The organism is Microbulbifer mixtoriginis (SeqCode), from assembly GCF_052466865.1.
This window is the reverse complement of sequence record NZ_CP174293.1, coordinates 4,376,564-4,389,696: the sequence shown is the minus strand read 5'-3', so window position 1 is coordinate 4,389,696 and position 13,133 is coordinate 4,376,564. Positions and strand designations below refer to the sequence as shown.

Here is a 13,133-nt window from a genome sequence, read left to right as displayed (position 1 = left end):
TTGAATTGTCGTTGAGATTAGAAGCTAGAGTCTACCATTTATAACGAAATCCAAGCTCCAGCCCTCCCACAAAACTGTCCCCAATACTCTCCAGGCCGCTGCTGAAAAATAATTCGGTATAAATGGAACAGTGGTCCCCGCATTCCTCATAGCTAGCCCCCATTCTTAAGTCTGCATACCAAAAGTCTGGTTTTTGGTAGAGGCGGGCTCCAGAAACGACCAAGTCAGTTTCCTGGTTGAGATTCAGAGTGACTCCAGGAGTTACATAATAACCAAAGCGCTCTAGAGGTAGGGAGCCGTACATATTTCTACTTGATTTACGCTGGCTTTTGCGCTTTTCAAAAGTGGTGCCTAGGCGTAATAAAAACCCATTATTATTAATATCTCCTACTTTTACGGCGTAGGTATCTTCGAAATCCTCCGCTTCCTCAGAAGTATAAATAAGTTGTGCTTGGGGGGTAATAGAATAATAATCATAGAGCTTGAAGCTCCACCCTCCTTCTACAGAAAAGCCATAACCATAGCCCTCACTGCTATTGCGGAGAGCACGCAGGTCTTCTGCGTCGAAGTCAAAGTCAAACCAACTTAGCTTAAACTGAGTATCCAGGTACAGGCCTTGGTAGCCATACCAGGTTAAATAGCTACTGACGCCATATGTTTTGGCATCTATATTGCCATCACCAAAAAAAGATTCTACTGTATTTCTTGAATCGCCATAGTGCAAAGCCAAACTAACAATAGGTGTGGTGTCAAGAATTAATAGGTTGAGAGGAAAGTCGATACCAAACTGAAATTGATAATAAGTTTGATTCCAACTTGCCCAGGTGGTGGACTCTTTGGGAGTTGTAGTTATATAGCGTGCGCCATTACGTAGCCATAGTCCCTTGCGATCAATAGCGGTTTCCAATGAACTGGTGTAATCGGTGTTATAGACGTCCCGATAACTGCTACCAACCCAATAACGATTGCCTACACGACTCCGCAATGTGGAGGGGATATTTAAAGAGCGCAGCACTTGCGGAAGGGTTTCATACATTACCGCAGCGGGCTGCCAGCGAATCATACCGCCTTTGGGAAGGCGACTTGAATTACTTACCGTAGAACGTAGATACCAATTACCATCCTCATTTCCAGTTTCGTCACTGTGGTGCAGGGTATAGGCGTATGCTCCACCAATAGTTGCTGGTTGCTCATCTTTGGTAATGTAGTCGCCGTTTAAAATAAAAGCATGTTCAGTAGAGTCACCCTCGATAGAAATTAGTTTTATTCCATCGTCTTGGGTACGTGCGCCAGTGCCGTTGCGATTATAAACGGTTACATAAGTTGATCCGCTGGTATCCCCTCTGATGATTAACTGGTCACTGCCGGCAGAACTGTCATTGAGTGCTACATCTAACCACAGGCGTCCGTTTTCGCCGCTATAGTGTCCATAATTATTATCACTATCTTTTTGAATGATTAGAGTGTTGAATTCTTTATTCGTAAGATCGATAGTGCCGTCGTTAGCAACGTTGCCGGTAATTCTATACTCTTTGGCATCTATAAAAGTTTGGCCGCCCCATTTGATGTGTAACCCTAATGGATTGTTTTCAGCGTCTTGGCCGCCGCCAACATTTAAACTGCCAGTTAAAATAATTTTTGAACTACCCCAAACAACAACACGTTCCCAGTTGGTTAGTTTGTTGCCATCCACATGATAGTCTAGCTTGAAAATCAGTGTGTCGATATCCCCATCTTCTGCACTGAGGTCATCACCACCATTTAAAATTGCATCACCATCGAAAGAATAGGAGTCAATGACTAAGGTATCTGATCCAGTACCACCACGTATCTCATTGCTAATTCCCTCATCCCAATGGATGTAATCATCTCCCCCGCCGGCATCCAGGTAATTAAAAATGAAGCCTCCATCCAGAGTGATTTGGTCGTTACCTTCGCCACCCCAAACATGAAAGGTGAGCCCGTCTAAAATTTGAATATTATCGTCACCAGCTCCGCCATAAATCCCCCCGCCATTGAGGTAATTACCAATGTCGCTATTGCGATTATCCAGTACGATTAGATCGTTTCCATTTCCGCCAAAGACAGAATCTTTAACTATTGCCCCTTTTACATGAATGGCATCATCGCCTTCGCCACCGAAGGCGCTATTGATAGTACCGCCATTTAAATCTAAGGTATCATTGCCGCCTAGTGCATCGACATCGGCCTCTTCTGCATCATTATCTTCGTCACAGGTTATTTGATCTGCGCCATTGGTACCCGTATTACTCGGAGTACACTGCGCGATGGCTTTCAAGGGGAAAATAATCGCTAGTGTCAATGCGGGAGAAAAAAGTAAAGCATTAATCCACTGGCGGACGAAAAAGTTTGATTTATAGTTTTCCATTGGGGTATCTGCACTAAGTTTCATTTACAGAGTTCCGCCATTCAGAACTTGGTGCCAATGCCAACATTGATGATCCATGGGTTGTAATCGAAGTGTGCGTAGAGGCGGTCTGATCCTAACTCTGTGGGGAAGTTAACTGTGGGGTCGGTATCTGATAAGTAGTAAAGAGCCGCCAGATTAATTAACAGAGGATAACGAAATTGACGGAAATCTAGGTTGAAGTCGATTCCCCCTTGAAGAGCCCAATCCCAGGAATGTCCCATATTAAGAGCCCCTGGCGCCACTGACATACCTGAGTCCATCAAATATTCATCAAATTGGCGGCTGATAGAAACCGTATGGTAATCGGTATAGTTAATACCGGCGCCTAGATAGGGTCGAAAAAAATAGGATGGATCGAGAAAATACCAGTTAGCAAAGGCGAGAGTGGTCGATACCTTAAAATCCCCCAGTTGAATTTGGCTGCTGCCTGGGTTGCCAGTAAAATTGTCGAGAGTCACATCATAGGCAGCACTGTTAATGTGCATCAGCTCGAACCCCAAGCGGTCTGAGGGGCGCCATACTCCGGAAATTTGCCAAGTTTGTGCTGTGTCTATTTCCCAGGTCGAATTATATAAGTCCCATTGTTGTAATACCCGGTATTTCAGTGAAGTTCCGGCATCATTGGGAGCAACATAACTGAGCCCGAAGCGAACTATAAATTCACCCCAGTCAATGTTGCGCCAATCCTCTTGAGCTTTAACACTGATTGTGCTTGTGGCTAAAAGGAATATAAAGAGTCTGAAAATTATTCCCTGGATTTTCATCGTTATACCTTTCTGTGAAAATCGATGACGGCCGGCGCCATTTATTGTTTCTCGTTGCATTAGATAACTGGTGATTTTGGACTCACCAATAGGTATCCAAAAAGTAGCAGGATTCGGCAGGTGCAGAGGAAATTTGACGAGTATTAAATCGGGATTTTTTGGTGAAAGATTGGCTATCAGCCAAGAGGTTTAACCTGTGTGCGGAGTTAGCCAATTCAAATACTGAATTTTTCTGTGCTTTTACACTATGGATTATTGATTGGGAGATAGAGGCCAAGCGATACCGCTCTCTACCGGTACCGTCTCAAGGTTGCGGGCATACTCAAGAAATTCTGCGGCGGCAGGAGATAATGGACGGGACTTTCGCCTGGCCAGATACCAATGGGTAATAATTGGCAGGGATTCCACTTCTAAAATTGACAGGCCGGAATGGCCGCCAAATGCGAGAGTATGTTCGGAGAGAATAGATACCCCGAGCCCTGACATTACAGCGTGCTTTATCGCTTCATTACTTTCGATGGTCATGCGAATATTGAGGTCGATATATCTCTCCTGTAGGAAACGCTCAATGGCGTGACGGGTTCCAGAGCCCTCCTCGCGCCGCAGGAAGGGACCGCTGGCAAACTCTTCAAGGGGAATTTTTTTTCTACCTGCTAACGGGTGCTTCTCCGGTGCTATGGCCAACAGTCGATTGGGCAGGAATTCCACCAATTCCAGATCAGGGTTTTTGGGAGGATGGCTGAACACATAAAAATCATCCTCATCCTCACTGGTGTAGCCGATGATCTGCTGACGATTACCCACGCGAAAGAGAATATCCAACTTTGGATGCTGCTCGTAAAATTCGCCAATCAGGTGGGGAATAAAATATTTGGCGGTAGTGACGACTGCCAGTTGTAAACGCCCTGTTTCTAGACCGCGCAGTCTGGCTAGCTTTAATTCCAGATATTCATAGCTCTTGAGGATTTCTCGGGCACTGTCCACCAGAGTCTGTCCGGCTTCAGTGAATTGCAATTGCTTGCCTACGGCGTAGTAGAGGGGCAAGCCTACGGCACCAGACAACTTGGCCAACTGCATGGATACACTGGGCTGAGTCAGGTGCAGCGCTTTTGCGGCGCCACTGATACTACGGTGTTCATATACTGTAAGTAAAACCTCCAACTGCCTGACAGTGCCGATGCGGGAGTGAGCTCTGCTGGATAACATGATTTTTCTTATTCATAGATAAAGGATGATAGTTAGCATAATCATTATCTATTTTTATCTATTGGTCTACCTAGGGATAATGCGCCCACTTCAATCTATAGGGGGCCTCTGCATGCACAAGTCACAACTTTACTTTGGTACCTTGGTAGGACTGTTAGTTATGTCCATTGGATGGATATTGGTGCTGGTTGGTATTGATGCCGCCGCACTAATGGTGGTGGGGCTGGTGGTGGTGCTTGCCAATGTGGGGTACGTGCTAATGAAGCGTGTTCCCCAGAAAATTCGAATACCCCTATCTGAACTCCGTGATCGCTCCAAGCGCGGGAAGCACTGATCATGCAGCTGGATGTTGTAGTTGGTTTCTTCATCCTTGGGGCTCTGGCGCAGCTGGTACGTAGTGATTTACGCCTGCCCACCGGTCTCTACCAAAGCTGTGTGATCTTTCTGCTGCTGGCTATAGGGCTCAAGGGTGGGGCGGCGCTCAGTACTTATTCCGCTTCCACCCTGATTCCTCAATCTCTCGCAATTTTGGCCTTTGGTGCACTGCTTCCTTTGTTGGCCTTCCCGCTTCTCTATTGGATAGGCAAATGGAGTCGGCTGGATGCAGCGGCTACTGCAGCCCACTACGGGTCGGTCAGTGTGGCAACCTATGCTGTGGCGGTGGCCCTGTTGGAGGCGAAGGGTATCGATTATGAAGCCTATTTCCCCTTATTTGTTGCCCTGCTAGAAGTTCCGGCTATCGTGGTGGGAATTCTTCTAGCACGGAAATCGATGCAGAACAGCAACAAGGGGCGCCTGGCTCATGAACTGACTTGCAATCAGGGGGTTCTTCTCCTGCTTGGCGGGATCGCCATCGGCGCCTGGGCCGGTGAGCGCACTGCAACAGTAATGCCTTTCTTTGGCCAGTTATTTCACGGTGTACTGGCTCTTTTTCTGCTGGAAATGGGCAGAGTCGCGGCGGCGCGACTGGCAGATGTGCGCGGGCAGGGTGCGTTCTTGCTGAGTTTTGGTATATTTATGCCCCTGCTAGGCGGTGCAGCCGGGGGTGCCCTGGGAGCATTACTGGGGTTGTCGGCGGGAGGAATTTTCCTGCTGGCAGTACTCGGTAGCAGCGCCTCCTATATCGCGGTGCCCGCAGCTATGTCTGTGGCTCTGCCGCAGGCCAATGCCAGCGTGTCCATCACACTGTCCCTGGCGATAACGTTCCCTTTCAATGTCCTGGTGGCGATTCCCGTCTACCTGGCGTTTGTTCAACATTGGAGTTAGCCGCAAGTGAAATCACTGCCCTTTGAAAAAGTCACCATCGTTATGGGGTCGCGATCGGATTGGCCCACCATGGCCAATGCCACCAAACCCTTGAACGAGCTGGAGGTTCCTTTTGCCACTGCGGTTGTGTCCGCTCACAGAACCCCCCAGCGTCTGGTGGAATTCGCCAGTGAAGCCCACAAAAACGGCACCCAGGTGATTATTGCCGGAGCTGGTGGCTCTGCCCACCTGCCGGGAATGATTGCCGCTATGAGCCCGCTGCCAGTGATTGCCGTGCCTGTTGAAAGCCGTTTTATGACCGGAATGGATAGCCTTCTTTCCATCGTGCAGATGCCCAAAGGTATCGCCGTAGCTACCCAGGCGGTAGGTGCCTCTGGGGCTTATAACGCGGGCCTGATGGCGGCACAGATGCTCTCCCTGGGCGATGCTGAACTACAGGAGCGACTGATCGCTTGGCGCGAGCGTCAAACTGACCAGGTTCCGCTAACGGTGGAGTGAAGTCAGTGAGTGAAGTAACCAGACATATCGCTATTGTCGGCTGCGGGCAGCTGGCGCAGATGATGGCACAAGAGGGTAAGCCCCTCGGTATTACATTTAGTTTCCTGGCGGAGAAGGGCGAGGACGCGGGTTGTGTTGAAGGTCTCGGCACAATAGTCAGGCTGGATGAGGCGGGCAGTGGCGAGGATTTATTTCAGGCACTTGGTTGCCCTGAGGTGATTACCGCCGAGCGTGAGCAGGTGGATGTGGCGCTGTTGAGAGCGTTGCAACGCTTCTGTCCCGTTTACCCAGATCCCCATGTTTTTGAGAAAGCCCAACACCGCTTGAGAGAGAAGCGGGCACTTACTGAGAGTGGTCTTCCGGTTGCGCCTTTTATGCCGGCGCAGGGGCGCGATGAATTACTGAATGCCTTGGATAAGCTCGGTTATCCAGCGTTTATCAAGAGCTGTGAAAATGGCTATGACGGTAAGAACCAGTGGCGGGTGAAAGATGCAGCAGAGCTGCAGGAAGCCATAGAAGAGGCCAAAGATCTGCCCTGCGTGGTGGAAGCCTCGGTAGATTTTTCCTGTGAGGTTTCCCTGATCGGTGCCCGCTCTGTTTCAGGGGAAGTAAAGACTTACCCACTAACTGAGAACTTGCATCGCCAAGGTACGCTGTTACTCTCCAAGGCGCCTTATCAGGATGAGCAATTATTGGCCAGTGCCCGTGCCTATTTGCAAAAGCTGATGGATGACTGGGACTATGTGGGCGTACTCTCAGTGGAGTGCTTTGTCACCAGTGAAGGCTTGCTGGTGAATGAAATTGCGCCACGGGTCCACAATAGCGGTCACTGGACTTTAGTGGGTGCGGACACCAGCCAATTTGCCAATCATTTGCGTGCGATATTGGATATGCCACTGGGGGACACCGACTGCCCGCGGCCCGCTGCCATGGTCAATATGCTTGGTGTGGATCGAGCGCCAACAGGCAAGAATGAGGGAGTTTGGCTCTATGGCAAGACGCTCCGTCCCGGGCGTAAGATGGGCCATGTGCTCTTAGTGGATGACAGTTCAGCAGAGTTGGCTCAGCGCTGTGAGGCGATGATTACCGATCTCTATCAGCAGTAACTGATTCACCTGGGCAGGACTACTGTAAGTCCCTCTTCGGATTTTTGAAACGGGGGCTGGCGGTCCTGCCTCGCCACATAGGGGTGCCTACCCGATAGGCCGCTCGCGCAATCATATGCACCCCGATGGGCACAGTGAAGAGCAAAAATAGCAGCGCCGCCACTGCGCGTGCGGTTACCTGGGTATCGTGGAACATTGCGGCTACGCCCCCCAGTAACAGTCCGCAGCACAGGGTGGCGGCTTTTCCCGAAGTGCTCATGCGAGTGTAGAAATCCGGCATTCGTAACAAACCCAAAGCCGCACTAAAACCGAATAGGCTGCCCACTAGCAAAAGGGTAGCGATAAAAACCTCATCGAATACCACTGCCACCTCCCTCTTGTAATACGGTCTTTTTTCCGCTTTTCTCGATAAAGCGGGCGAAGGCGACACTCACCAGGAAGGCTACCAGCGCCAGGGCAATGGCCGCACTCAGATAGGCTGGCTCTCCCGAGGCAATCGCCAACAGAGCGCAATAGGCCACTGCAAGAATATTCAGCACATCGAGGGCTACAACCCGGTCTGCCAGTGTTGGACCGAGAAAAATTCGCATAAAACACATGGCCAGAGCCAGCAATAAAATGAGTGATGAGACATTAATGGCCGCTACGATTAGCGGCGCGTTGATATCAACGATAGTACTGTGCATCAGGAAAACGCCTCCCGCACGCGTTTCTCAAATCCCAGATGAATTTCCTCACGAAAAATATCTGGGTCATCAACGAACATAGTGTGTACCAAAAATTCAGAGTTATCCGGAGTGATTTCCAGAACTACCGTTCCCGGTGTGAGTGATATTAAATTCGCCAGTATAAAAATCTGGGTTTGATCGGTTATTTCTAGAGGTAGCCGCACTACCTGTGGACGGCTTTGTAATTTTGGTGAGAACACCTCCAAGACTGCACGTAAACTTGAAAGTACCAGTTCTTGTAGAAAAAAACTGCCTAGGCGGATTAGGCGAGGTAGACGCTGGAAGTACTTGGTTCCCTCAGGGATCTTGGGCGAAACCCGCAATGCCAGATAACCGACAAAATAACCAAAACAAAAGTTTGTCAGTGTCGCATTACCGGTCAGGGCCGACCAGCTAATGGCCAATATTAAATTGAGTAAAAATACGCGCATAATTAGTGGTTCCCCGCGTATTGGGTTTCCATTCCCAGTACTGCCTCAATGTAATCACTTGGATTCAACAATTCCCCTGCCGCGGCCAGTGAGTAGTCGATTAAAGGGCCCGGTACCAGCCCGAGCACTAGAGTGATCAGGGCTAGTAATGCCACCGGTAATAGGCGCTGGTAGCGCTCCTGCTGGGGAATATTCTTTAAACTCTGACAATAGTCCTTCGGGTGGTCCTTTAAAAAAGCTTCCGCCCAAATTTTGCTCATGGAAAACAGGGTCAGGGCTCCGGTAATTAAGGCCACGGCCACAACCCAGTAAGCGTCTAGATCTAGGCTTGCCTTCAATAGCAATAGTTTGGCCCAGAAACCCGACAACGGTGGAAAACCGGCCAGGCTGAAGGCGGCGATAAAGAAAAAAACAGAAAGCAGTGGACTGGCCCGATAGAGGCCTCCAATCTGGCTTAATTCGTAACTGCCTGTCAGGCGTTTGGCAGTACCACTGATAAGAAATAAATTGGTTTTGGCGACGATATTATGAATGGTATAAAAGATCGCTCCGGCCAATGCCAGTGGTGTATCGAGCGCCAAGCCCAGTACCAAGAAGCCAATCTGGCTGATGATATGGAATGCGAGAATTTTACGAAATTCATAATGTGCCGCTGCGCCCAATACGCCGGTGAGCATGGTCAATAATGCAGTACCCAGCAAAATAGTGTGGGGGAACTCCAGCTCACTGGGGAAAATCAGAGTGAAGGTACGGATTAAAGCGTAAACCCCTACCTTTGTAAGTAGGCCGGCAAAAACTGCGGTCACTGTGACAGGTGGTGCATGATAAGAGGCGGGCAGCCAAAAAAATAATGGAAAAATGGCAGCTTTAATACCAAAGGCACAGATAAATAACACCGCCAGAGCAGAAACAGCGGTAGGGTTATCCACAGTGGCTAAAGAGACATGCAGCTGGGCCATGTTCAAGGTGCCTGTTAGCCCATAGGTCATGCCGATAGAAGTCAGCATTAGCAATGTGGAAACTAGGTTAAGTGCTACATATTTAATTCCGCCATCCAGTTGAATACGATCTCCACCAAGCACCAGCAATGCGAAAGAGGCAATCAGCATCACCTCAAACCAGACATACAGGTTGAATAAATCTCCAGTAATAAAACTACCGCAAACTCCGGCCAGTAATAACTGGAAGAAACTATGAAAGCCCAGTTTAACCCGGTATTTTCTGATATCAGACAGGGAAAAGACCGACACACAGAATCCAACGATACCGCTAATTAGTAGCATAATGGCGCTCAGCCGATCTGCGACTAAGGTGATACCGAATGGCGCAGCCCAATCTCCCATCTGTGCCGCACGGGTGCCGCCTGTTTCCACCAGGTACAGAATGATAAAGGTCACACCGAGTAGAAGTGTGCAGCCAAAGACAGAAATAGCACCACACAGGCGCTTTCGCCCTCGCGCTGGAAAAGTGGCGAGTGCGGTAAGGATTGGTACTAGGAAGGGTAGGGCCAGTAACCAGCTCAAGGGGATTTATCCCTCTTGGGCAAAACCGGCTCGGCAATACGCATCGAATCCACATCCAGGGTGCCGAGTACTTTATAGGCCTGAGCAATCAGGGCCAGAGCAAAGGCCAGTAGGCCAAAGCCAATCACAATGGCGGTAAGGATTAATGCCTGAGGCAAGGGGTTGGAAATTGGCCCAGGAGCAACTTCCATGCCTTTTGGAATTAGGGGAGGGGCGGCGCGAGTGACGCGCCCCGCGACAAATATTGCCAAGTTGGCGGCATTACTAATGAGTATCAGCCCAAAAAGATAATGTAGTAAATTTCTGGCCAACATCAGGTAGACACCGGTAGCGATCAGAATGCCAACAACGAGAGCGAGTGGACCTTCCATCTTAGTTGGACTCCTCCAGGGCAAAAATCAGGGTCAGCACAGCGCCGAGCACTGCGAAATAAACCCCGATATCAAAAATCAGTACATTGCTAATAGTGATTCCGCCAGTATTTTTACCACCGGTAATCTGCAGCCACTGTCCTGAGAATGGCGCTTCACCAGAAAAAAGGCCCAGCATTCCGGAAACTGCGGTGATGAGTACACCGCTCGAAGCCAAAGTGCTCGGGGGAATCTTTAGGGCACTCTGTGCGGACTCCATACCCCAAGCGATGGCAAATAAGGCAAATGCGGAGGCGGCGATCAACCCAGCAATAAACCCTCCTCCTGGATAATTGTGCCCACGCAGTAACATATAGATAGAGAACAAGAGAATCAGAGCTACCAGTACTCGGGTTGCGGTTTGAAGTATCAGCGAATTCATTGCTTACCTCGCCGCAATTGATGGCCGAGTAGGGTGACTGCAGCCACAGCCGCAGTGAAGACCACAATAATTTCTCCAAATGTGTCCAGTGCTCGAAAGTCCACCAAAATGACGTTGACGATATTGCGGCCATGGGCTTCCGGAACCGATGCTTTTTCAAAAAACTCGGTGGTTGGGCTCTCCAGAGGTGTCTGTAGTACCGCAAGTAAGCTGAAGGTGACCAGTAGACCTAAAACCGCGCCGAGGGTGGCATCTCGTGGGCGGAACAATACCTTTCGACCGGGATTAAATACCGGTAGGCGCGGCAGGATTGCCGCAACCAATACCAGGTAAAGGGTTTCCACTAGCAGTTGGGTGATCGCCACATCCGGTGCGCCAAGAAATAAGTAGATCAGGGCAATTCCCACTCCTAGGGCTCCCAGGGCACAGATGGCAATAAGTGGCTTGCGCGCCGAGCCCGCCATATAGGCCCCTCCCACGGTCAATAACAAGGCGGCCCATTCCTTTAGGTTGAGGCGTGGCCAAGCGTATTCCATAGGAAATTGTCCACTGCGTATCAGGGCATAAGCGAGGGCCAGGGACACAGTGACAAAAATTACTGTTAGGTAACGCCGCATAATACCGTTTTGTAGTATACGGGTTTGTAGTGCGGCAAAGGCTTTGAGTAAATCCAGAGATTTATCCCACAACTGATCGGCATTGGTGGGCGCATATTTGAAATCCCAGGCCAACCAAGCACGCATGCGTCGTAAGCCCAGATACATGGTGACTCCTAAAACAAAAGTGAGAATACTCATCAGCAGGGGAATATTAATGCCGTGCCATAACTTAAGTTTAATGGTCTCTGGGATTCCCAGAACTGCGCTCAGTGCCGGTTCTACCAAGCCGCCACCAACAAGATCTGGCGCCATACCGAAAGTAAGGCCCAAGCCACTCAAAATTAACGGGCTAATCCACATGCCCAGTGGTGCTTCTTGAACATTGGATATATGTTGCGGCTTTTTTTTCCAGAACGGTTTGATCGCCACCATTCCCGCTACGGTTACCGTGACGGCATTGACAAAAACCGCCACTGTGGCAACCAGCGCCGGTTCTGAGGCCACTGCTAAAGCGCCTTCATATTTAAGCTCTTTACCGATAAAGCCTAAAAAAGGTGGAAACCCGGCCATGGAGAGAGCCGCCGCTGAAGCCGCAATCACAGTAATATGCATTGAGTGGCCGAGTCCGCCCAGTTTGTTGAGATTGCGTGTGCCGGCCTGTTTGTCGATAATGCCCACCACCATAAACAGTGCCGCTTTGTAAAAAGAGTGCACGATAAGAAAGGTAATGGCAGCGGCCACAGCAGCCGAGGCATCGGAGCCCAGGAACATGGTCAGGGTACCTAGCGCAATCAGGGTGGTATACGCCAGGGCCAACTTCAGATCGGTTTGTCGCAGCGCCGCCAAGGCTGCAACCGCTGCCGTAGCGGCACCCGTACAGGTCAAAATCCATTCCCAATACTCGGTATGTGCTAACACTGGATGCATACGCGCGAGCAAGTAAATACCAGCTTTTACCATGGTGGCTGAGTGAAGATAGGCACTTACTGGAGTAGGGGCGGCCATAGCATTGGGCAGCCAGAAATGAAAGGGCAGCTGTGCAGACTTACAAAAGGCGCCTATTAATATCAGTATTAAGATCGGTAAATAAAGAGGGCTTGCTCGTACAGTTTCACCGGTAGCCAATACCTGGATTAAATCGAAACTCTCTGCCAGAGAGGCGAGTAGTAGTAACCCAACGAGTAGGCACAACCCACCTAGTGTGGTGATCAGCAAGGCTTGTAAAGCAGAGCGACGTGCAATGGCGCTGGTGTTGTTATAGCTAATTAGTAGATAGCTGGAAATGGTTGTTATTTCCCAAAAAACAAATAGGGTAATTAAGTCTCCCGCCAGAACCAAACCCAGCATCCCCACCATAAAAAGGTAGAGGTAAAAGTAAAATCGGCGCAAATCGATGTCGCCGCGCATATAAGCGGCAGCATAGATGGTAACAAAAACTCCAATGCCACTAATTAATAGGGCAAAAAGGAAGCTCAGGCCATCGACATAAAAACGCAGGTCAATTCCCAGTGCTTCAACCCAGGTAACGCCAAAGGAGAATTCCTTACCGGCTGAAATATCCGGCATATGCACCATTAAGATAATGGTGAAAATAGTCGGAAGCACAGGTGAGAGTAGGGATATCCATCTCCCTGGCGTAGCCTGATCGATTTTGCGACCTTCCGTGTCGCCCACTGCGCCCATCAATACATCCCCGATTGCCTCGATCTATTTTAGGAGGGAATTGGCAATAGAGCTGGCGCGGAATCTTAGTATCGAGATTATTATGTTGCTGTCGATTGGAATACTG

The 13,133-nt window shown here is 49.5% G+C and carries 14 protein-coding genes; 4 read left to right on the top strand and 10 right to left on the bottom strand.

Features of this window, described 5'->3' with window-relative positions; all coding sequences use genetic code 11:
- Positions 1-31 precede the first annotated feature (31 nt).
- The 3 genes from ACJJJA_RS19800 to ACJJJA_RS19790 all read right to left on the bottom strand — a co-directional run bounded on the left by ACJJJA_RS19800 (position 32) and on the right by ACJJJA_RS19790 (position 4,401).
- Complete coding sequence (locus ACJJJA_RS19800) at positions 32-2,413, bottom strand: autotransporter family protein (protein WP_444903146.1); 2,382 nt, start codon at positions 2,411-2,413, stop codon at positions 32-34.
- Between the two features lie 17 nt (positions 2,414-2,430).
- Positions 2,431-3,195, bottom strand: a complete 765-nt coding sequence (locus tag ACJJJA_RS19795; RefSeq protein WP_444887180.1) for an OmpW/AlkL family protein — start codon at positions 3,193-3,195, stop codon at positions 2,431-2,433.
- A gap of 252 nt (positions 3,196-3,447) precedes the next feature.
- Entirely contained in the window at positions 3,448-4,401 is a 954-nt protein-coding gene (locus tag ACJJJA_RS19790) for a LysR family transcriptional regulator (RefSeq protein WP_444903145.1), read from the bottom strand.
- 112 nt (positions 4,402-4,513) lie between these two features.
- Here ACJJJA_RS19790 and ACJJJA_RS19785 point away from each other — a divergent pair, with 112 nt between their 5' ends.
- From ACJJJA_RS19785 to ACJJJA_RS19770, 4 genes are read left to right on the top strand one after another with little or no spacing between them, the layout of a single operon-like run.
- Positions 4,514-4,735, top strand: a complete 222-nt coding sequence (locus ACJJJA_RS19785; protein ID WP_444903144.1) for a hypothetical protein — start codon at positions 4,514-4,516, stop codon at positions 4,733-4,735.
- Positions 4,736-4,737: 2 nt separating this feature from the next.
- Complete coding sequence (locus ACJJJA_RS19780; RefSeq protein WP_252083289.1) at positions 4,738-5,667, top strand: sodium-dependent bicarbonate transport family permease; 930 nt, start codon at positions 4,738-4,740, stop codon at positions 5,665-5,667.
- A gap of 6 nt (positions 5,668-5,673) precedes the next feature.
- Complete coding sequence (gene purE, locus ACJJJA_RS19775) at positions 5,674-6,165, top strand: 5-(carboxyamino)imidazole ribonucleotide mutase (protein WP_286036982.1); 492 nt, start codon at positions 5,674-5,676, stop codon at positions 6,163-6,165.
- Between the two features lie 5 nt (positions 6,166-6,170).
- Positions 6,171-7,271 carry a 5-(carboxyamino)imidazole ribonucleotide synthase gene (locus tag ACJJJA_RS19770; RefSeq protein ID WP_444903143.1) on the top strand — a complete coding sequence of 367 codons (1,101 nt, stop codon included), beginning with the start codon at positions 6,171-6,173 and terminating at the stop codon, positions 7,269-7,271.
- 19 nt (positions 7,272-7,290) lie between these two features.
- On the opposite strand, the gene mnhG is transcribed toward ACJJJA_RS19770, so the two are convergent.
- Genes mnhG through mbhE form a run of 7 tightly spaced genes read right to left on the bottom strand, consistent with a single transcriptional unit; the run spans position 7,291 to position 13,027 of the window.
- A complete protein-coding gene (gene mnhG / locus ACJJJA_RS19765) occupies positions 7,291-7,635 on the bottom strand; it encodes a monovalent cation/H(+) antiporter subunit G (RefSeq protein WP_444882736.1) in 345 nt (114 codons plus the stop codon).
- Positions 7,622-7,957 (bottom strand): cation:proton antiporter, encoded by a 336-nt coding sequence (locus ACJJJA_RS19760; protein ID WP_252083286.1) that lies wholly within the window; start codon positions 7,955-7,957, stop codon positions 7,622-7,624. Before ACJJJA_RS19760 ends, mnhG begins: the two co-directional genes overlap by 14 nt.
- Positions 7,957-8,430: a Na+/H+ antiporter subunit E gene (locus tag ACJJJA_RS19755; protein ID WP_252083285.1), complete on the bottom strand. Its 474-nt coding sequence runs from the start codon at positions 8,428-8,430 to the stop codon at positions 7,957-7,959. The genes ACJJJA_RS19760 and ACJJJA_RS19755 overlap by 1 nt, the downstream gene beginning before the upstream one ends.
- A 2-nt stretch (positions 8,431-8,432) precedes the next feature.
- On the bottom strand, positions 8,433-9,953 hold the full coding sequence (locus ACJJJA_RS19750) for a Na+/H+ antiporter subunit D (RefSeq protein ID WP_444903142.1): 1,521 nt from the start codon (positions 9,951-9,953) through the stop codon (positions 8,433-8,435).
- Positions 9,950-10,324 carry a Na+/H+ antiporter subunit C gene (locus tag ACJJJA_RS19745; protein WP_252083283.1) on the bottom strand — a complete coding sequence of 125 codons (375 nt, stop codon included), beginning with the start codon at positions 10,322-10,324 and terminating at the stop codon, positions 9,950-9,952. Before ACJJJA_RS19745 ends, ACJJJA_RS19750 begins: the two co-directional genes overlap by 4 nt.
- Before the next feature lies 1 nt (position 10,325).
- Entirely contained in the window at positions 10,326-10,745 is a 420-nt protein-coding gene (locus tag ACJJJA_RS19740; protein WP_444903141.1) for a Na+/H+ antiporter subunit B, read from the bottom strand.
- The gene (gene mbhE / locus ACJJJA_RS19735) at positions 10,742-13,027 is read right to left on the bottom strand and encodes a hydrogen gas-evolving membrane-bound hydrogenase subunit E (protein ID WP_444903140.1); all 2,286 of its coding nucleotides are present in this window, start codon (positions 13,025-13,027) and stop codon (positions 10,742-10,744) included. The genes ACJJJA_RS19740 and mbhE overlap by 4 nt, the downstream gene beginning before the upstream one ends.
- Between the last annotated feature and the right edge of the window lie 106 nt (positions 13,028-13,133).